Origin of the sequence: Pontibacter fetidus, from assembly GCF_010119545.1 — a bacterium.
GTDB lineage: Bacteria > Bacteroidota > Bacteroidia > Cytophagales > Hymenobacteraceae > Pontibacter > Pontibacter fetidus.
In genome coordinates this window covers 1-20,986 of record NZ_JAAEAA010000017.1, presented here as the reverse complement: position 1 = coordinate 20,986, position 20,986 = coordinate 1, and the positions used below count along the sequence as shown (strand labels likewise).

Below are 20,986 nucleotides of genomic sequence, written 5' to 3'. Positions count from 1 at the left end.
CAGGAATTGAATAACTTTCTAACTTCCAAACTTTCTAACCTTCTAACTTCTTAAACTCCCAAACTGTCCTGGCTTGCACCAGTTCTTTGCCGGTTTGTTGGCTGGTAAGTTTATGCAAAAGTATAGTTTCTGTTTCACCTGTGCCAGCTTCTGATAAAACTGTATCGCCCAGTAAACTTTCAGCTTTATAAATGATGTCTACTTCATGCAGTTGTTTCTCCAGTATCTCAGTTGGCAGTGTATCCAGTATCCACTGTAAATAACGGGTGTTGGTTACGTGGCGGTTCAGGTCGATGTCGTGCCAGCGGACGGGCATTCGTTGCGTATAGGCTGGCTCCTGTAGTTGCGGCAATTTCCCTTTGGCTAAGGGCAGCGGCTCGTGCGTTGGCACTACTTCTACTTCCATTATAAAATCCGGCACCGACACCAACTGCCGCTTTATTACATCCATTACCAGCCAAACACTGGTTGCCTGCCCCAGCAGCTCATTTTTCGAACTATAGATCCTGAAATCGCGGTGCAGAAACACACGTTCGCGCCCCGATGCCCAGGTTTCTACAACTATAGTTTCGCCATGTTTGGGATACCGGAACATCTCTACGCGCATGCGCTGCAACACCCACGTCAGGCCACGCTCCAGCAAATCGTACATCGAAATGCCCATGCTGTGCGTGTTCTCCCAGGCGGCTTCCTGCATATAGCTCACCAAAGCGGGTATCGTAGCGTTGCCATGGTAATCTATCTCGCTGGAGCGAACTATAAACTGGCTTTTGCTTGGGTAAGATTTCATAGTTATAGGTTTGAGTTATAGTTGCTAAGGTACAGAAGAACTGCTGCTGTTGCTAAAACGCTTATAACAAAAAGCCGCGCTACCTATAGCAGGCAGCGCGGCTGAAGTACAAATGGCAGATTTATACTTGTGTTATTTGTTTTGAGCTTCGCCTTCGTAAGGATTTACGCCCATGTTTTTATAGATGAACGCATAAGTATCAGCATACTCCTGGATTACCAGCGATGTTGGCTTACCGGCACCGTGGCCTGCACGCACATCCACTCTGATCAGATATGGATTACCCGGAGCGCCTTTTGCCTGTAGCTCAGAGATGAACTTAAACGAGTGAGCAGGAACTACGCGGTCGTCGTGGTCGGCTGTTTTAACTAAGGTTGCTGGGTATTTCACGCCTTCTTTAATGTTGTGCAGCGGCGAGAATTTGTACAGGTTCTCGAACTGAGCAGCATCATCTGACGAGCCATATTCCGGCACCCACGCCCAACCAATCGTAAACTTATGGAAGCGTAGCATATCCATTACACCTACTGCAGGCAGGGCAACTTTAGCCAGTTCAGGGCGCTGTGTCATAAAGGCACCTACCAGCAAACCACCATTAGAGCCACCAGCTACAGCCAGTCTTTCAGATGAAGTATACTTCTGGTTGATCAGGTACTCGGCAGCACCGATAAAGTCGTCGAATACGTTTTGCTTGTTTGGCGTCATGCCGGCTTTGTGCCAGTCTTCGCCGTATTCGCCACCACCACGCAGGTTTGGCATCGCATAAACACCACCGTTCTCCAGCCACAGCATGTTGGCAATGCTGAAGCTTGGCGTCATCGAGATGTTAAAGCCACCGTAAGCGTACAGGTAAGTTGGGTTCGTGCCATCCAGTTTCAGGCCTTTTTTGTGCACGATAAACATCGGCACTTTGGTACCATCTTTTGAAGTATAAAACACCTGCTTTGTTTCGAAAGCGTCGGTATCTACGTTCACTTCGGTTTTGCGGAACTGGGTTACTTTGTTGTTCGGTACATCGTAACGGTAAATGGTTGGCGGGTAGGTAAACGATGTAAAGGTAAAGAACGTCTCCTTGTCTTTCTGGTCGCCACCAAAGCCGCTAACTGTACCTAAGGTCGGCAATTCTACCGTGTTCAGTTGCTTGCCGTTCTGGTCGTAAACTACAACCTGGCTGGTAGCATCTTTCATGTAGCTGGCAATAATGCGGCCACCCACTGTAGACACGCTTTGCATTACGTTAGCAGATTCCGGAACTATAGTTTTCCAGTTTGCTTCCTGTGGTTTTTTCGAATCGATCATCACTAAACGGTAGCGTGGGGCATTCTTGTTCGTCATCACCAGCAGTTTGTCACCGAAGTTGTCCACCACATTGTACTCACTCTCGAAGTTGTCAACTATAGGTTTTATAGTTGATTTCGGGTCAGTAAGGTCTTTATAGTATAGCGCGTTTGCTCCGCTGGCGCCTTCCGATGCATTCAGGATCAGGAAGCGCTCATCATCAGTAGTCTGGCCGTAGAAGTTGCGCAGGGCGTGTGCTTTGTCTTCGTAAACCAGTTTGTCCTGGCTTTGCGGCGTACCAATTTTGTGGTAGTATACTTTGTGGAATTCGTTCTTGTTGGCCAGTTTGTTGCCTTCGGTTGGGGCATCGTAACGGCTATAGAAGAAACCATCTTTGTACCAGCTCGGGCCAGAGAATTTCACCCATTCCAGTTTATCATTCAGCATTTTACCGGTCGCCACATCCATTACCTGGTACGTGTTCCAGTCAGACCCGCCACTTGATGTACCAACCGCTACATGCTTTCCATCTTTAGAGAAAGCAAACGCCGACAGCGCTACTGTTCCATCAGAAGACAATTTGTTAGGGTCGAAGAATACTTTTGGCTCAGATTCCAGGGTTTCCTGCACATACAGCACACTCTGGTTCTGCAAGCCATCGTTTTTATAGAAGTAATACTTGCCGCCTTCTTTAAACGGAGCGCCGTATTTCGGGTAATTCCATATCTCAGTCAGGCGTGCCTTAATGTTGTCGCGGAAGTCAATATCGCCCAGGTATTCCTGCGTTACTTCATTCTGCGCTTTTATCCACTGGTCTACTTCGTCGGTATGCGTTTCGAGCCAACGATACGGGTCAGCTACCTGCTTGCCGTGGTAAGTATCAACGTGGTCTGTTTTTTTGGTATCGGGGTAATCTAAAGTAGTTTCAGCCGTTGCGGTGGCTTCCGTAGTAGTTTCAGTATTCACACTTGTGGTTTCGGTTTGCGATGATTTACATGCCGACACAGCCGTTAGGCCGCCAGCCAGCAGTAGAACAGTGGTCTTTTTCATAATGTTTTCCGTCTGAGTTTAATTGTGATACGGGAAAAGCTAAGATAAGTAATTATCCTGAAAAGGGCTATAGTTGCGGTTAGGTCATGGTAAAGCGAACTATCCCTCTGAGGGGATTATAGCGATGTTAAATTCGGTTTAAGTTGCAATAGCTTTGATTAGCAGCAAGACCTCGTGCACGATTAAACCCCTGCGGTCCCCTCAAGGGGACAATTACTCCTGCATCATTGCTGGCGCGGATCTGTGATCCGTGACTAACTATAAAAGTGGATCTGAGATCCACTGGGCGGGACGCCCAACTATAGCAAGTCACGAGCGAGGACACTCGCGCCATGTATAGCTTTTTACAACATGGCTTTTATAGGCGTTGCAGCTTTAGAATTACGGATAAGTACCACGTATTGGCAAGCCTGTGTTATAGTTGCGTTCTCAGCATCCGGCTTCACACCACCCTGGCCCGGCATTAGTACGCTGGTATTAGAGAGTAAGGCTGAAGATTTATAAGGCGAATCCTGTGCATTCAGTTTAAAGATAGCTACAGAGTTTTCTTTCGTAACTGCTTTCAGGTCTTTAATGCCGTTCACAAATACCATCGGGCCGTCGCTGTTCACCCAGGTAGTATTTACATAAGCCTGCCCCTTGTTGATAGACTTCGGCATCATACCCGCCGGAATCATGTTCTCGCTGTCGGTAGCCATAATGTTTATCGTGGTGATCTTGTTTCTGAATGGGGAGTCGTTGTTTTTCAGGTGTGCTGCAAACGAAGTATAGCCGCCGTTTACTTTGTTTTGTAGCATGTGCATCAGGCCCCACATGCCGTAAAACTGCTCGTTCTGCCAGTTATTGGTGTAAGCCAGATTTTTCAGGTTCAGGAACATGACGCTGTCGCGGGCAATGTTTTGCTGCTGGTAGTGCAGGTTAGTGAAAATGTGCTGTAGCTCTGTTGCTATAGTTTGTGGCAGCTCAAGTTCAGCTTTCAGGTTGTTGCTGGCGAAGGTTCTCAGCGCGTCGTTCTCTGTAGTGCTATCCGTTAAATGCTGCGTTAAAGAATCAACTATAGCATCTGATCCGGTTTTATAGTTTGCGGTTTGAAGCAGTTCGGTTAAGTGCCGTTTGGTAACATCGGTGTCGTGAATTCTGTCTACACCAACTATAGTTATGCGCTTATTGGTTGGGAGTGTTTGGTTATAGGCATAGATCTTCTGCATCTTGTTGTAAGACTCTTTGTTGGCCCATTGTGCGTTTAGGTCTACCCAGGTCTGGTACACGTAATCTAGTAATTTCTCGTCGCCGGTAGCTAAATATTGGTTCAGGAAATAAGCCTGGCTGTGGTCTACTTCGGCAAGGTAGTGGGTAAGGCCGGTTTTCTGGTTCAGGTGTTTCAGTAGCTCAAAGTCCAGTTCCTGCGGTTTGGCAAAGCCGTGTACTTCGCCCAGCATGATCACTTTGCTGTTATAAAAAGCTTCATCAAAAATATCGAACTTATTCTCGCCTAAGGTTACTTCCTGCATGTGTTTTTTCAGGTAAGCCTGGTGCTGCGTGCTCTCGCCGCCAACCGCTAACAAGGCATAAGTAAAGTAAACGATAGCTGCTATAGTAGCAAGCACAAACGGAGTGGCTATAAGTACAAGCGCGATTCTTTTGAGGGTCTTTTTCATGGCGTTTTTTGTTTGATGATTATAACGCCAAAGGTATAGGCAGGTAAAAAGCCGCGCTCAGAAAAGGGCCTGAATGCAAGGTTTTGGGGTATTTGGCAAACTACAGGGGCGAAATGCAGCTTTCTGGGGCAGTTAGCAAACCAGCATTTGCTCTTTCACAACCGAGTTGTATGATCGTGAAACCGGAACCGGCTCCACAGCCACATCAAAGTATAATTTATAGCCCTGCGCATTCCCCGAAATTGAAGTGACTTTATCCAGATTTACCAGGTACGAGCGGTGGCAACGCACGATGCGGCTATAGTTGATCTGGCTTTCCAGGCGGCTTAGACTGCTGCGCAAAAGTGTCTTGTGCAGCTTCTCGTTTTCCATGTGAAACACGGTGCAGTAGTTGTCGCTGGCGGCAATGTATAGCAAACTATCAGCTGCTATGGTTAGCGTGTCTTTTTCGTTTTCGGCAGTTAAGGTAAGCGTGTCTTCAGAAGGCGTAACTATAGTTGGCTGAGTTTGTGGAGCTGGCTGAAAAGGTGCGCTGTACTTGTGCGAGAGGTAAGCATAGTTAAGCAGTATAAGTATAGTTGCCGGAAAAGCGCCCACCATAAAACACACCGCCACCATGTAGGTTACCTGCATCAGCGAGAAAGGCATCAGCCCGGCAAAGTAACCATATACTACACAGAAAAACCCGGCCAGCACAAAACCCGCCATGTTGCGCAATATCTCTTTCCAGACGGTCCAGCGGTTTTCAGAAAAATGGGTTTTAAACAACCGTTGCGTAACTATAAAATCTGTTAGGTTAACTACAACCGCTACCAAACCAAAGCCGCCAAGTATAACATTCTTGTAAGGATGCTGCCAGTTATAACTCCCGAATGGCTGAAAAACGATTAGTATAAACGCGATCAGGAAGCCTGAAAGCAAGGCCTGAAGGATTGCTTTTGAAAAACGCGGGTCGCGGGCGGGGTAAGGCTGGGCTAAAAAAGAGAACATGCAGCGCTGGCTGGTTTTATACTTCGTAAGTTAAGTTACACTTTGTTACTGACCAAAATTGATCTCGGTGCTGTCGCCGATGTTCAGACTATGGCTTAGCCCTTTAAAGCTGGCATCCGACCCGATAATAGAATCATGCATCACGGCAAACTGCAGCTCCGAAAAAGACCCGATGATAGAGTTGCTGAGTATAGAACTGGTAATAGTGGTGTTCTCACCGATAGCAACATTCGGCCCGATCACAGAATTTGTAATGGTACACTCGGCACCTATCGTTACCGGTGGAATGATAATGCTCCCCGGAAATTGCTGGCTATAGTTGATGTGGCGCAGGTGCGGGCGGTTCAGCAGTAAAGCATTGGCTTCTAACAGGGTGTCTTTACGGCCGCAGTCAAACCATTGGTCTATGTTCCATTTCACCATTTTCTCCCCCGACTTAATCATGTGCATCAGGGCATCGGTCAGGTGGTATTCGCCTAAGGTGCGCAGGTCTTCGTTTATAATATACTCCAGCGACTCGATCAGCTTTTTAGGATTGGCAATTTTGTATAGTCCGACAAGCGCAAAGTTCGATTTCGGTATTTTGGGTTTCTCTACCAGCTTCGTCACAAACTCATCTAAGCCTACTTCTGTAACGCCAAACAACGACGGCTTTTCTACCTTTTTCACTCCCAGCACCGAGTAAGGCGCGTCAAGTATAGGTTGCAGGTCGGTGTCTACGATAGCATCGCCAAGCATGATGAGCACACTAGGTTCGTTTTCGAAAGTATGGCGGGCAATCCAGAGGGCATGACCCAGGCCTTCGCGGGGTTCCTGTACTATAAACTCTGCGTGTAGCTGCGGGTACTTCTGCTTTACATACCTTTCTATCTTCTCGCCCAGGTACCCGATTATGAATACAAAATCTGTAATTCCGGCTTCAGAAAGGCGGTCTATGATGTGGCCAAGTATCGTATTATCGGCAACAGGCAGCAACGATTTAGGCTGCGTATGCGTGTGCGGACGAAGCCTTGAACCTATACCTGCTACCGGGATAACTGCCTTCATAAACTATACATTTCTGCTAATATATTAAATTAAAGCAATAATCTAAACTATAAACCACTGTGCTTACACATTCTTAATATTGCGTTTAGTTAATATAAAAAGACTAACTTTAAACGATGGTGCCATAATTTCGTAATGATAACGCCTTACGCGCACAACTATACCGTATACTTACTACCTAACATAAACTTATGAAAAGACTACTTTTTTACCTGATCGGATTTGTAATACTGGCTTCGCAGTCGTCGTGTGGTTATAACGAAATGGTAGCCAAAGATGAGAACGTAGAAGCTGCCTGGGCCAACGTACAAAACGCCTACCAGCGTCGCGCCGACCTGATACCTAACCTGGTAAACACCGTAAAAGGCGCTGCCAATTTTGAGCAGGAAACCCTGACACGTGTTATTGAAGCACGCGCCAAAGCCACCAGCATGAATATCAGCGCAGATGAACTGACACCTGAAAATATTCAAAAATTTCAGCAGGCACAAGGCGAGTTATCGGGTGCATTAAGCCGCTTACTGGTTACCGTAGAGCAATATCCAGACCTGAAAGCCAACCAGAACTTTCTGGAGTTGCAGGCGCAGCTGGAAGGTACTGAAAACCGCATTTCTGTGGAAAGGCGCAAGTTTAACGAAACCGTGCAGGACTATAATTCTTACATCCGCTCGTTCCCGCGTAACTTTATAGCCGGCTGGTTCGATTTCGAGAAGAAAGGTTATTTTGAAGCCGAAGCAGGCGCACAAAAAGCTCCGACGGTACAGTTTTAGTGTTTAATTGTTTAATGGCTTAATTGTTAAATGGTTGACTCACATACTGTGATAACAATTTAACAATCCAACAATTTAACCATTCAAACTATGCCCAAAGACATAATAACCCCTGAAGATGAGCAGCTGATTCTGGCTGCCATTCAGGAAGCGGAGCAAAATACGTCCGGTGAGATACGCGTGCACATTGAGAACCATTGCCAGGGTGATGTGCTGGACCGTGCCACCGAAGTATTTGCTGAGCTGCACATGCACCTGACCAAACTGCGCAATGGCGTACTTTTTTACATAGCCATCAAAGACCACCAGTTTGCCGTACTTGGCGATGCCGGTATAAATGCCATTGTGCCCGACCATTTCTGGGAAGATATTACGGAAGAAGTGATCAGCCATTTTAAGCAGAAAAACTATGCCACTGGCCTGGCCAACGGTATTAAAATGGCAGGCCAGCAACTTAAAGCACATTTCCCTTACAACAAAGAAGGAGACAAAAACGAATTAAGCGACGACATCTCCTTCGGACACTAAGAACCTATGCTGAAACAAGCTATACTTTTCCTGTGCCTTCTATGCCTGAGCCTGCTGGTTTTTGCCCAGGACAAGGACTTTCCGCCACGGCCAAACCCGCCGCGCCTGGTTAACGACATGGCCGGCATGCTAACCCAGGAAGAAGTAGCTGCCCTCGAACAGAAACTGGTAAACTATAACGATACCACGTCCACACAAATAGCCATAGTTACGCTTACCTCCATCGGCGATTACGAAGTAGCCGATTACGCTGACAGGCTGGGTGAGCAATGGGGCATAGGCGGTAAGAAAAATGACAATGGTATTCTGATTCTGATTGCAAAGGATGAACGGCAAATAACGCTGCGCACGGGTTACGGCATGGAACACCTGGTGCCAGATGCAAAGGCAAAGGAGATTACTGAATATGTTATAAAACCAAACTTCAAACAGGGCGAATTTTACAAAGGCCTGAACGAAGCGACGGACGTTATCATTACCCGTTCAATGGGCGCTTACCAGGCCGACCCAACAACCAGCTACGAAGACGGTGGCGGCCCTTCACTGATGACCATTTTTATCCTGGCTATAGTTATACTTTTTATACTTTCCAGGTTTAGAGGTGGTGGCGGCGGCCGTGGTGGCAGAGGATATTCCCGCACTTTAGGCGGACCAATCTTTATTCCTGGTGGTTTCGGCACATTCCGAACCGGCGGTGGCATATTTGGTGGCGGAGGAGGCGGCTTCGGAGGAGGTGGAGGTGGCTTTGGCGGCTTCGGCGGTGGTTCCTTCGGAGGTGGCGGCGCTAGTAGCAGTTGGTAGTGTTATAATTGCGAATTAATAATGAAGAATTACGAATAAAGGAGATGGGGCTTAGGCTCTGTCTCCTTTATTGTTTCTGTCTGAATCAGGATTTACAGGATTTTAAGGGATAGCAGGATTGATACCTGGCAGTGTGCGCAGCTCCTGCTAGCTTCAGGGCTTTAGTTTTAAAGTTAGTAATTACTGGCGAGAGCGTCCACGCTCGTGACTATCTAAGGTGTTGTATCTCCAGATGCAACTGGCCCGCGAGGGACAAGCTTGCAATGGTGTTGACTTTAGTTATATAGTTCGTGTTATCCAACCACCCTTGTTTTACCTCTCCCCAACCCTCTCCTTTTGAAGAGGGCCCCTACCCCCAAAACAGGAGAGGGAGTTTTTACTTACTACTTTATTTGTCATCCTGGAAGGATCTTGTGGAAAGATGCGTTAAGCCTTTGCTATAACACACCCCTGCCCCTCTCAAGAGGGGAATTCTCTGCTATAGTTGAGCTTGTAGTCTCATAATTACAGTCCAAGCGGCGGACAGGTCGCGACCTGTCCCTACCGAACTACAACCACGAGAAAAGCTGATCTACTTCAACTAAAAGAGAATAAGCAAACTATAGCTATAGTTTTACTATCGAACTAATCACAGTCTTTGGGTTGAGCGCCTTTGACTTGTTGCGGTGGCGCAGCCAATCCGAGGAACGAGGATAGCAAGAAGGCAGCAGCGCGATGCCCGAAGACGGGGCCTCCCGGCCGTGAGGGCACCAAAGCTAGATTGAAACGATAGGTAAGTAAAGCTCCCAAGAATACAAGAAGTTTGAAAGGATAGCTTGGTTCAGATAGCAAGTAATGTCAACTATAGGACATATAAGATTCCTCGGCTATGCTCGGAATGACAAAAATACACCTTACAACCCACCAACTATAACCTTCGACACAATCCCCAACACCGCAACTCCAATACCAAAACCAGCCGCGGCATTACCGAAACGCTTCCGATGTGCCTGTTTCTTAAACGCTTCTTCATAGGCCTTATCCTTCATTAAATGCGCATTCGGGTTTACTTCATCATTTATAACTGGCGGCACTATCGAAACTACAGCTCCTGTTAACAAACCTGCAGCTGGATATAAAATAGTGGTTCCCAAAGTTCCCCAGAAAACGCCTTTCGGTTTGTAGTAAGCTTTTGCATCGGTTCTGGCCTGTATCCTCAGCTTAGCTGCTTCTTCTATGGCATCTCGCTCAACGTCTATAGTTTCTTCATTAGGCGTCAAAGCTAAGTAGTCCATTTGCCGCATAGGACCTGAAACGGCAAGCATTGGTTTTGTAGCAATCGTATCAGTTATACTTAGGGCAGAACTAAAGTTTTGGGTAAGGGATAATTTTTGTGCACTGGCATAGCTGCACATAACTATAACAGCAAAAAGGGTGAGTAAAAACTTTGCCATCGGTTCAGCTTTAAAATATACTATTCAGATAGGGAGGGTTGGCGCTTTTATAACGCACAACTGTTGCCCTATCTAACGTATACAAATCAAAACCGGACAAGCAATTGCTGAATAAAAATCTGTAAAATCCTATTTAAGCCTAATTGTTACGCTAAACCTTAGATTTGCAGATAATAGCCACACACGCTACCTTTATACTATGAGCGAACCAAGAAAAAAACTGTTCCTGCTGGATGCCATGGCCCTGATTTACCGGGCACATTTTGCGTTCAGCAAGAATCCCAGAATAAACTCGAAAGGCATGAACACGGGCGCAGCGCTCGGCTTTACCAACACACTGGTAGAAGTGCTGCAAAAAGAGAAACCAACGCATATTGGAGTCGCCTTCGATTCGGCTGCTAAAACGTTCCGTCACGATAACTTTGCTGCTTATAAGGCCAACAGACAGGCCATGCCCGAAGATATTTCGCTGGCTATACCTTATTGTAAAAAGATTGTAGAAGCTTTCAACATTCCGGTGCTCATCCTGGATGGTTATGAAGCCGACGACATTATTGGAACGATGGCCGGCAAGGCCGAAAAAGCCGGTTTTGATGTGTACATGATGACTCCCGACAAGGATTATTGCCAGTTGGTAACGGAGCACGTGTTCTTGTACAAGCCTGCCTTTTTGGGTAATGCCGTGGAAGTATGGGATGTGAACAAAGTGCTGGAGAAATGGGAGATCTCGAATGTAAGCCAAGTAATAGATATACTTGGTTTGCAAGGTGATGCGGTAGATAACATTCCGGGCATACCGGGCATCGGCGAAAAGACAGCCAAAGCGCTGATTCAGAAGTATGGCTCCGTAGAGAACCTGATCGCCAACTCGCATGAGTTGAAAGGCAAGCAAAAAGAGAACGTAGAGAACTTCGCGGACCAGGGAATCATGTCGAAAGAGCTGGCGACCATACACTGCGATGTGCCGCTGGAGTTTAGTGAAGAAGGTTTGCATTGCGACGCACCCAACGAAGAACAACTGATCAATCTGTTCAACGAACTGGAGTTCCGGCAGTTAGCCCAGCGTGTGTTAGGTCAACCGATGGCTGCTGCGGCAGCAAGTGTAGCTACCAAAACGGCAAAACGCAAAACTTCAGACTCCGGTCAAACGTCACTTTTCGGAGCTACAGATACGGCTACAGAAGAAACTATAGTTGAGGCTGCAGCTCCTGTTGTGATGCGCAGTTTCAAAAACTCGATGGCTGATTATCACCTCATCAATACTCCCGAACTGCACGAAAGCCTGGTAAGCTATCTAGAGAAACAGGAAGAGATTTCTTTTGACACTGAAACCACAAGTATAGATGCCATCACAGCTAGTCTAGTTGGTATGTCGTTCAGCTACCGCCCCGGCGAAGCCTATTACATTCCGGTACCGCCAAACGACAAGGAAGAAACGCTTCGTATAGTTAGCCTTTACAAAAACGTACTCCAGAATCCGGCTATCCAGAAAGTTGGCCAGAACATTAAGTACGATATCATGGTGCTTAAAAACTATGGCGTAGAAGTGCAGGGGCCGTTGTTTGATACCATGCTCGCGCATTATTTACTGGAACCGGAGATGCGCCACAACATGGATGTGCTTTCAGAAACATACCTGAACTATACGCCAATTCCGATTACCGACCTGATAGGGCCCAAAGGCAAGAACCAGAAAAATATGTCGGACCTGGCACCGGAGGATGTGAAGGATTATGCCTGTGAAGATGCCGATATTACCCTACGCCTGAAACTATACTTCGAGCCACTGCTGCAGGAACGCGGTTTAATGAAGCTATTCCATGAAGTGGAAACGCCATTGGTGCAGGTTTTAGCTGATGTGGAACGCGAAGGTATAACGATAGACTCGGATGCGCTGGCGGATATCTCGACGCAACTTGAGAGCGAGATCATCACGTTGGAGAAACGCATTTTTGAAATAGCCGGTATACAGTTCAACATCGGCTCGCCAAAGCAGCTAGGAGAGATACTGTTCGACAGGCTGGAGCTACATGGCAAAAGTAAGGTTAAGAAAACCAAAACCGGACAGCACGCTACCGGCGAGGAGATCTTATCTAAGCTTGCTGGCGAGCACGAAATAGTAAGGCTTATACTGGATCATCGTCAGCTTACTAAGCTAAAATCTACCTACGTGGATGCGCTGCCGCAACTGGTTTGCTCATTGGATGGCCGTGTGCATACCTCCTTTAACCAGGCTGTAACCGCTACCGGCCGACTAAGCTCTACCAACCCCAACCTGCAGAACATACCGGTTCGTACCGAGCGTGGCCGCGAGATACGTAAAGCCTTTGTGCCTAGAGATAACAAACACCTGCTCATCTCCGCCGACTACTCTCAGATAGAACTTCGCATTATGGCTGATTTCAGTGGCGATCCAACCATGAAAGAAGCCTTTAAGAATGGATTGGATATTCACGCTTCCACGGCCAGCAAAGTGTTTCATGTGCCGCTCGACCAGGTAGATGGTGAGATGCGTCGCAAAGCTAAAACTATAAACTTCGGTATCATTTACGGTATTTCGGCATTTGGTCTGGCAGAGCGCTTAAGCATCCCTCGCCGCGAAGCTGCTGATATTATAGAAGCTTATTTCCAGGAGTTTCCGGCTGTGAAGGAGTACATGGATGAAGCCATTAACAAAGCCCGCGAAGATGAATATGTAGAAACGCTGCTGGGTCGCCGCCGCTACCTCCGCGATATCAATTCCCGCAACCAGAACATCCGCGGTTTTGCTGAACGCAACGCCATAAATGCCCCAATTCAAGGTACCGCTGCCGACATCATCAAAATTGCGATGATCAACATACACGAGTACCTGAAGCAGGAAAACCTGAAAACCCGCATGATCCTGCAGGTACACGACGAATTGCTGTTCGATACGCCAAAAGATGAAGTGGAGATTGTAACCCCGAAAATTGTAGAGCTAATGACAAATGCTCTACCGCTTAGCGTACCAATGGAAGTTGGTTTAGGAGTTGGCGACAACTGGCTCGAAGCACACTAAGATATCTTAAACTATAGTTAAAAGCGGTAGTTGGAAGTATAATTCCAGCCACCGCTTTTTTTATGCACCATTCTTCACGGTCATCCCGAGCGGTGGTAGAGGGATCTTGTAAGTCCTATAGTTCCACATTTGTCATTCGAGAAATCTATCTCAGAAAAAAGCTGTATTAGATCTCTCACTTTGTTCGAGATGACAATAGTAGTTGAGGGTCAATAATTCGTAATTCTTCTAATACATCCTTGGCAACTCTATACCTTTAATTTTCCTGAACAGGTTAATAGCGGCCTGGTCTGTCAGGCTGGTAACGAAGTCGGTGATGTGGATGATGCGTTCGTAATCTGTAACTCCGTCTGGCAGGTTAATGTAGTGCGTCGGGATAAGGTCAGAAAGTTTGCGGTGGCGTTTTGATTCTGGTAGAAACACGGCTTTCATGCAGGCATCCAGCAATCCAGCCAGCACCTCAAAGCCAGCAGCTTCAATCTCCAGCACGGGTTTATTGCGGTATATATTTTCAATAGAAAGCATTTTGATCTCGTCTAGCACTGGTTTGCAATCCAGCAGGTTGATGAGCGGCGTATCGAAAGTACCGGCTAATAATGCGTCCTCGTTTGAAAGAAAAACAGCGGAACATTCGTCAATCAGTTTGCCGATGATACGGGCACGCAAATAGCCTATTTCTTCGCGCCAGTCATAGAATTTTATAGTTGATACACGGTTCGGGTCGTCGTTCAGGATTTGTTTCAGCAGGGCAATGCCTTTTTCATGTGGAACGAGGCCAAGCTTCAACCCATCTTCAAAGTCGATGATACGGTAACAAATGTCGTCGGCAGCTTCTACTAAAAAGGCTAGCGGGTGACGGTGGTAAAAAACGGTTTCGCCATCGCCTTTTCGTAACAAGCCAAGCTCTGTAGCTATAGTATTAAACCAGTCTTTCTCGGTCTGGAAGAAGCCGTACTTCTTCTCGCTGGTATTTTTTGTTTGCTTTATCACAGGCAGCGACTCTTTCGGGTATTTGGTAAAAGTTGCCAGTGTAGTATAAGTCAGGCTCAAGCCACCGGATAAATTGCAGTGCTCCGGATACGTATAGGTCAACACTCTGAAACCGGCGGCATTACCCTCAAAGCTTTGCAGGTCTTTGCGCTGGGCTTCGGTCAGGTTTTGCATAAAAGGCTGTGCAGCTTCGCTCTCGAAATAAGCAGAAATAGCATCTTCGCCGGAGTGCCCGAAAGGCGGATTACCAATGTCATGGGCAAGACAGGCAGCAGCCACTATATCCCCGAAATCAGCTTCCTGTATGTGTTTTTCTATAGTTAATTGAGGATTACGCTCTAGTATACTTTTGCCAACTATACGACCTAAACTACGCCCAACCACCGATGCTTCTAAACTATGGGTAAGGCGGGTGTGCACAAAATCGCTTTCGGGCATAGGCATTACCTGGGTTTTGTTTTGCAGTCTCCTAAACGCCGACGAGAACACAATACGGTCGTAGTCGCGCTGAAACTCGCCCCGCACCGACTCATCAGAAGTATACTTTTTATCGGCACTCTCGAAGCGTTTTTTAGAGATCAATCTGGCCCAGGTGGTGGTAGGTAATGTCATAAAGAGAAATATACTTTGCCATGCAGGTTTCAGATTTACACGCCCGCAGTAAGGATATGAAACTAAGAATTGGCCGGCCGCTAACTATAGCGCCGGCATCTATACTTCAAATATAGTTGTATCTGTATAAATAAACTACCGGCTTAGCGTGCGTAAATTTTAAAGTGCCCCAATGTTACAAATCTCGCTTAAAGCCCGATTTTTTTAACAGCGAATATAGCCCTATATAGCTCAAATGATCTTTTCCAGCAATAAAAGCGATAAAACCTGATGTTACAACCGCGTTGCAAATAGGCTTGCAAAGCTGTTTTTAAAAATGTTTTTTTGCTGCAGATCCTTTTACCTTTTCCAAGCTATAAACAAAACAAGCAGCTCTAAATAATACAGAAGGCCTGCCAACAGGCTATTAATTGCAGCTACGCAAAAATAAAGTGTTAGAGTTTGTGCAACGGGCGTGCATTTGCGAAAGCAAGTTGCACGCCCGTTTTTTATTTGTACTCCGAAGCTATAGGTATAAAACAGCGATGGGCCGGAAAGTGTGTCCCGGCCCATCGCTGATGAAGTGAGATGCGCGTGACTATAGTTTCATTATTTTTGTGGTACCACTGCTTTTTGCCGAACTCCATTTAAGTACGTAAATGCCCGGGGCCAGCCCTTGCAAGTCAAACTCTAGCGGCATGTTAGCATCGGTAAACGTAACCTTAGAACTGCGGACAACTTTACCCGTCATGTCATATAAGTATAGTTGCACCGGAGTGTTGCCGTTAACCAGAAACAGGATATTGAACTTCTCTTCGGCACCAACAGGGTTAGGCGAAACCTCAAACTTATACAGCATGGCAGGGTTTATGACCACCGCCAAATCAGAGTAACGCTCCTGGTTATCGGTGTAAACTACGCGCAGCCTGTACGTGGCAAATGTTTGCAGCGGGTCTGTGTCTAAAAACGAGTTGGCTTCGGATGCTGCAACTGTCCCAATGTCTTCAAAGTTTTTCCCGTTCGCGCTCCGCTCTATTATGTAACGGCTGATGTTTGCTTCGGAGGTTGGATTCCAGGTTACTAAAACATCGCCTTCGGTCGTATAGTCTGCTTTAAGCTCGATTATTTCGCATGCCCTGTCTGTTTTAGGCACCATCGGATCTTTATCGCAGAAGTTAGGTTCCTGGCTGCGGGCTATTATAAATCTTCCGCCTTCTATGTCTGCCGGGCTCAGGCCTCTTATAGCTCTTGTATACTCCAGGGAATAAGCCATAATGGCCGGCTCATTTGGCAAAATTACGTGCCCCAACTGGTGCGCATGTCCTAACTCGTGCAACATTACCGTCTCAAAGTCGAACTGGTTCGGGCCCGGACCACCTGGACCATACTGCCAGTTTATGTTGCTGTTTATTTCCATATCAAACTCCGACAGCCACCACTCGGTCTGGCCTGTGTCAGTATTGGTGCAGCCGCGGTACTGGCTAAGGGTACGCGCCAGCACGCCAGCCCCCACATCAGAGCCCGGTGCAAACCGGATAATGGTTTCGCCATCGGCAGTGCTGCTTTCTTTGGTAATAGGCGCGCCTATCTTCCAGTTCACGTTGGTGGTACAGATCCAGCTGTTCATGGCCCTCCTGAAACCCTCCTGGGCACTAGGCCGACCCTGCATGCTGGGCGCAAACCGGATGGTATACCCGCCTTCGCCGTCATCGTCTATCAGCCTTGGCTGGTACGACTTGTTCTCGTTGTAAATATTGCTGTAAGCAAATGGTATCGTGATCTTATCAACAGTGGTAACTATAGTGCCGTCGGCGGCAGTTATTTTCAGTTCGCCGGTGCCGGCTGTTCCGTCATCTGACCCGGCCGACGGGATGTACATTTTTATCTGGGTATTGGTCCAGGAAAGGTAGGCATCAACAGGAGCGGTGGTAAAGGTTTTGCCACCGTCGTCTGCGTTCCGGAAGGCAACCGAGCCTGTGCCGCGCGAACTACCGAAGCCGCTGCCATTTATAGTTAGTACCGTTTTGGTACCAGCACTTGCCTCGCGGGGGCTAAACGAAGTAACAACAGGTATAGCTGCACTGCGCTGGTTTTGCTGCTGCGGTTTTACAAGCAGTTTCTGATTTGTATTAATCGTTCTATAGTTGGTGCCTGTTGTTTTAGTTACCGCCTGGTATACCTGCTCCACAGAAGCATAGCTGTCGAATACGCTTTTTGCGGTTTGGGTACGCACATTATACCTGATAAAACCCTGCTCGGCGGCATAAGGGCGTGAGCTATAGTTGGTGCGGCCCGGTGTAGTTGCCAGTAGTTGCTGGCGCTGCAGAAAAAACATGCCCTGCTGCCCCACGCTTAACGATAATACCGAAGTATACACATGTTTGTCGAGGCCAACAGTGCCGCCTTCTGTTATTACCTCCAGTTGCTCTGGTTGCAGCGTGCCTTTAAAAACCTTGTATACTTTAACGATATTGGAAGTATAGATCCGGGCGCGGGAGGCATCCCAGAAAGATTTTTTGGAGATCACTTCGCCTTCAACTACCATATCTGCGGCCTGCACGCGTTCCTGCAGGCTAACCGGGATCATGTGTACATTATCGCTGGCGAAAAGCGTTTGCGTTAAAAACAAGCTGAAGAAAAGCAGCCATACCCTGAAACGCGCAGGCGTAAGCGCTACCAGGCAACTGTTGTAGAGTTTATTCATAAAGGAGCTATAAGTATAGTTGTAACAGGTGCGGGTGATACCGGAGTCTCAACAGCTACTCTGCTATTACGCAAAATACGGTGTAAGTGTATAAAAGGTACCTGACCTTACAAACTGCTACTTTCTTTCCTTAAAACTATAGGCCGGCCCAGTGTAATGGTATACTATCGTGTTTATTATAGTTCAAGTTACTCAATTATCTGTTAAAACTATCTGCTGCCAACCTAGCTCACCTTACCGAAACTCTAAAATCAGAGAAGGACCACCAACTGGGGGTCCTTCTCCGGGAAATAAGCGTGTTAGCCTGGTTTATAGTTAGTCGTTTAGCATGATCTGCCGGTTGGTACCGTCTTTTTTGTACGTATAGTTCATCGGCTTGCCGTCTTTTGTTTTCAGCAGGTTGCGGTATTTGGTGTATACTTGCTGCGGCTGCTTTTTGCCATCAATGTACAGGCCGGTGTTGTCTATTTTAAAGTCTACTTTGTCTGCATTCTTTTTCAGGAGTCCGTCTTTTATCAGCTCAGCATTTACGTTATCCAGCACAGCCGACATTTCTTCGTGCCGCTTCATACTTTCGTCGTGACGTTTCATGCTTAGCTTGTGGCGCTCCATGGCCTCGGCATGGCGGCGGGTAGCATCTTCGCGGTGCACTTGCTCTCTGCGTACATCCACCTCCACGCGTTTGGCAGCGCTGGCCTCTACTTTCTTTTCATAGGCTTTCAGTTCTGTCTCAAATTTCTGCATTTCTTTATCATACTCCTTCATGGCCTGCTCATAGGCTTTCTGCTGTTTTTTAGCTTCTTCTTTGTTTTTACCATCCAGGTCGAGGGGTGCAATAGGGGGTGCAGGCGGAACCGGAGGTACGGCATGCATAGGTGGCATTGGTGCCATAGGAGGCATTGGCGGCATTGGTGGCATCGGAGGTATAGCTAATCCATCCCTGTCTACATCCACTCTGTAGCGGCGTCTTTCCTCGCGGTTAGCAGCATTATCTCTGCGCGCTTCGGCTACAGCTTCACGCTCAACTATAATCTGTCGCCTCACTTCTTCGCGGCTGGCTCTTGGTGCGGTTTTAGTAGCCTGCAGGCGCTGGTTTATTACGTTATGATATTCTTCAATATCTTCCTTAGGTATCTGTTTGCCGTTTACATACAGCTCGGTTACTTTGCCTTTTTTGTTTTTAATGATCACTACATCCTGCTTATGCCCCATTGTATCCTGCACCGTATAAGCGTGGGCCGAGTAACTTTCGTCTTCTAACGTTTCAGGGAGTTTGGTAACTGGGCTTTCCTCAAGCAGCGTTGTTTTAACCGGAATCTCATGGTCGGGGGTTTGCTGGTCTTTGATGCTGGCCATAGCACCTGCCGATAAAAATACCGCCCCAACTATAACCACGAGGGCCGCCATAAAACCTTCTGAAAAAGTTGGCCTTAAGGCAGGCTGCTCTACCAACCGTTTAATGCGGCCAAGCAATGAACCTTTACGGCCGGCAAGCGCAATAGCAAGCTTAGACGACTGCGGCAACTGCATAGCAGCAATGGCAGCTAAGGCACGGGCATATACCAGCGAGTTTCCGCAGACAGCTACCGCCATGTCATCGCAGCAGTTCTCGCGTTCGTCGCGCACCACCGCCGACATCCACCAGATAGCAGGATGATAGAAGAACAGGATATCAACTATAGATTGCAGCAGATTTACCAGGAAATCGTTCCGGCGGATATGTGCCAGTTCGTGGGCAAGTATAGCTTCTACCTGCGCGGTGCTCAGACCTGCAACCGCCCCAATCGGCAGCAGTATCACCGGCTTCGCAAAACCAATCACCATCGGCACTTTTACCATCGCCGATTCTGCCAGCATTATGGCCTGCTTCACGCCTATCTGGGTAGCTATCGTTTGTTTTATATCCTGCCACTTGTCGCCTAATAGGTTAGCACGGTAGCGCAGCCGCTGCATATAAGCCAGTCCGCCCATAAAGCGCAAGGCCATTACCACCAGGCCCAGCAACCATAAGGTAACTATAAGCGGCAGATGTTGCTCAAAGTATAGTTGAGCTACCGTTAGCGGCCGCGACCAGTCGGCGGTTTGTGTAGCCGGAACTATAGTTGTAGCCCCAGAGAAGTATAGCGTACCGGATGTTGCCGTTGCAGGTAAAGCAGCTTTTACTGAAACATAGTAATAACTAAATGTGCCCGCCGAAAAAAGTAGCTGCAGCAACATGGCACCAATACCCAGGTAGTAGCGCAGCGTGGCTTTGTGCCGTTGCAACAATATCATTAAAAGGGCTAGCGTAAGAGCCACTAACGCACCCTGCCACAGTGAGTGTAGCAATGTCCAGCCGAGGGCTTTTATTAAGCCTTCCGAAATCAGTTGTGAGATCAGGTTCATGAGTTGCCTCCTTCCAGTTTATCTAATAGGTTTCTTATTTCATCAATTTCTGCTTTAGATGTATGCTGGCTGCCAAGCGCCTGCATCACCAGCTTAGATGCCGAGCCCCGGAAGGTCGTATCCAGGAAACGGTCGAGGAGGCGGCGCTGCGTAGTTTCTTCTGACAGCAACGCACTGTACACATGCGATTTACTGGATTTATCAGCTTCCAGTATACCTTTTTCGGCCATAATCTGCATAAGCTTAAGCGTAGTAGTATAGCCGGCATCTTTGGTTTCGCTGAGGATGTCGTGCACAAAACGAACGGTGGAGGGCCCGTTTTGCCACAGCACCTGGAGGATCTCCAGTTCAGCGTCGGTAGGTTTGTAAGATTGGTTCTGGTTCATAGTTTTTAAAAGATAAGAGTTAGGGTGTTTATGTTGCATACCAAGTTATACGAATGTTTTCGTAAATAGAAACTTTATTTACGATTTTTTTCGTAGATACTATAAAAAGGTAGTTAGCAAGCGGATTTGGGAAGTGAAAGAATGTTTTATAGCTGTTAGTTTTCTATAGCTCAGGTTATACTTTATCATAACTGTTGATCCAACCAACTCCTGCCCCCAGAGCCACGCTCGCTACCTCCAACTCTCGTTCCCGGTAGTCTAAGGAAGGGAGCTTTTTTACCTCTTTTTCTGTCATCCTGGAAGGATCTTGTTACTGAGAAGAAAGGCTCTTGTATAAACACACCTCTGCCCCTCTAAAGTGGGGAGTTCATGCTTTTGCTATAGTTGTCTTATAGTTCTATAGTTTCTGTTTGTCATCCCCCCTGCCCCCTTCAAAGGGCAGGGCCGTTAAGTTCTAGCAAATTCTCCCCTTGAGGGGAGCGCAGAGGGGTGTTTGTATTAGCGGGTGAATTTAAAACTGGCTAACAATTGGCTTTTTGGTCCTG

Annotated in this window: 14 protein-coding genes; 4 read left to right on the top strand and 10 right to left on the bottom strand. The window is 47.2% G+C overall.

Going from position 1 to position 20,986, the window contains the following annotated elements:
- Positions 1-34: 34 nt before the first annotated feature.
- The 5 genes from GWO68_RS13250 to GWO68_RS13230 form a co-directional block, all read right to left on the bottom strand.
- Entirely contained in the window at positions 35-790 is a 756-nt protein-coding gene (locus tag GWO68_RS13250) for an acyl-[acyl-carrier-protein] thioesterase (RefSeq protein ID WP_162346940.1), read from the bottom strand.
- Positions 791-922: 132 nt separating this feature from the next.
- On the bottom strand, positions 923-3,118 hold the full coding sequence (locus tag GWO68_RS13245; RefSeq protein ID WP_162346939.1) for a prolyl oligopeptidase family serine peptidase: 2,196 nt from the start codon (positions 3,116-3,118) through the stop codon (positions 923-925).
- A gap of 344 nt (positions 3,119-3,462) precedes the next feature.
- Positions 3,463-4,776: a TraB/GumN family protein gene (locus tag GWO68_RS13240; protein WP_162346938.1), complete on the bottom strand. Its 1,314-nt coding sequence runs from the start codon at positions 4,774-4,776 to the stop codon at positions 3,463-3,465.
- Positions 4,777-4,908: 132 nt separating this feature from the next.
- Positions 4,909-5,766 (bottom strand): LytR/AlgR family response regulator transcription factor, encoded by an 858-nt coding sequence (locus GWO68_RS13235; RefSeq protein ID WP_162346937.1) that lies wholly within the window; start codon positions 5,764-5,766, stop codon positions 4,909-4,911.
- Between the two features lie 45 nt (positions 5,767-5,811).
- Entirely contained in the window at positions 5,812-6,813 is a 1,002-nt protein-coding gene (locus GWO68_RS13230; RefSeq protein ID WP_162346936.1) for a sugar phosphate nucleotidyltransferase, read from the bottom strand.
- 191 nt (positions 6,814-7,004) lie between these two features.
- Between GWO68_RS13230 and GWO68_RS13225 the strand changes: the two genes are divergently transcribed.
- The 3 genes from GWO68_RS13225 to GWO68_RS13215 all read left to right on the top strand — a co-directional run bounded on the left by GWO68_RS13225 (position 7,005) and on the right by GWO68_RS13215 (position 8,912).
- Positions 7,005-7,583 carry a LemA family protein gene (locus tag GWO68_RS13225; RefSeq protein ID WP_162346935.1) on the top strand — a complete coding sequence of 193 codons (579 nt, stop codon included), beginning with the start codon at positions 7,005-7,007 and terminating at the stop codon, positions 7,581-7,583.
- Positions 7,584-7,673: 90 nt separating this feature from the next.
- Positions 7,674-8,111, top strand: a complete 438-nt coding sequence (locus tag GWO68_RS13220; RefSeq protein ID WP_162346934.1) for a TPM domain-containing protein — start codon at positions 7,674-7,676, stop codon at positions 8,109-8,111.
- 6 nt (positions 8,112-8,117) lie between these two features.
- Positions 8,118-8,912 carry a TPM domain-containing protein gene (locus tag GWO68_RS13215; protein WP_162346933.1) on the top strand — a complete coding sequence of 265 codons (795 nt, stop codon included), beginning with the start codon at positions 8,118-8,120 and terminating at the stop codon, positions 8,910-8,912.
- A gap of 893 nt (positions 8,913-9,805) precedes the next feature.
- Here the strand turns inward: GWO68_RS13215 and GWO68_RS13210 are convergent.
- The gene (locus GWO68_RS13210) at positions 9,806-10,345 is read right to left on the bottom strand and encodes a hypothetical protein (protein WP_162346932.1); all 540 of its coding nucleotides are present in this window, start codon (positions 10,343-10,345) and stop codon (positions 9,806-9,808) included.
- A gap of 199 nt (positions 10,346-10,544) precedes the next feature.
- Between GWO68_RS13210 and polA the strand changes: the two genes are divergently transcribed.
- The gene (polA, locus tag GWO68_RS13205) at positions 10,545-13,385 is read left to right on the top strand and encodes a DNA polymerase I (RefSeq protein WP_162346931.1); all 2,841 of its coding nucleotides are present in this window, start codon (positions 10,545-10,547) and stop codon (positions 13,383-13,385) included.
- Between the two features lie 228 nt (positions 13,386-13,613).
- Here polA and dgt read toward each other — a convergent pair whose 3' ends face one another.
- The 4 genes from dgt to GWO68_RS13185 form a co-directional block, all read right to left on the bottom strand.
- On the bottom strand, positions 13,614-14,987 hold the full coding sequence (gene dgt, locus GWO68_RS13200) for a dGTP triphosphohydrolase (protein WP_202923756.1): 1,374 nt from the start codon (positions 14,985-14,987) through the stop codon (positions 13,614-13,616).
- A gap of 577 nt (positions 14,988-15,564) precedes the next feature.
- Positions 15,565-17,670, bottom strand: coding sequence for a T9SS type A sorting domain-containing protein (locus GWO68_RS13195; RefSeq protein ID WP_162346930.1), 2,106 nt, complete (start codon positions 17,668-17,670; stop codon positions 15,565-15,567).
- A gap of 315 nt (positions 17,671-17,985) precedes the next feature.
- Positions 17,986-20,055 carry a M56 family metallopeptidase gene (locus GWO68_RS13190; protein WP_162346929.1) on the bottom strand — a complete coding sequence of 690 codons (2,070 nt, stop codon included), beginning with the start codon at positions 20,053-20,055 and terminating at the stop codon, positions 17,986-17,988.
- Positions 20,052-20,441, bottom strand: coding sequence for a BlaI/MecI/CopY family transcriptional regulator (locus GWO68_RS13185; RefSeq protein ID WP_162346928.1), 390 nt, complete (start codon positions 20,439-20,441; stop codon positions 20,052-20,054). Before GWO68_RS13185 ends, GWO68_RS13190 begins: the two co-directional genes overlap by 4 nt.
- Positions 20,442-20,986 lie beyond the last annotated feature (545 nt).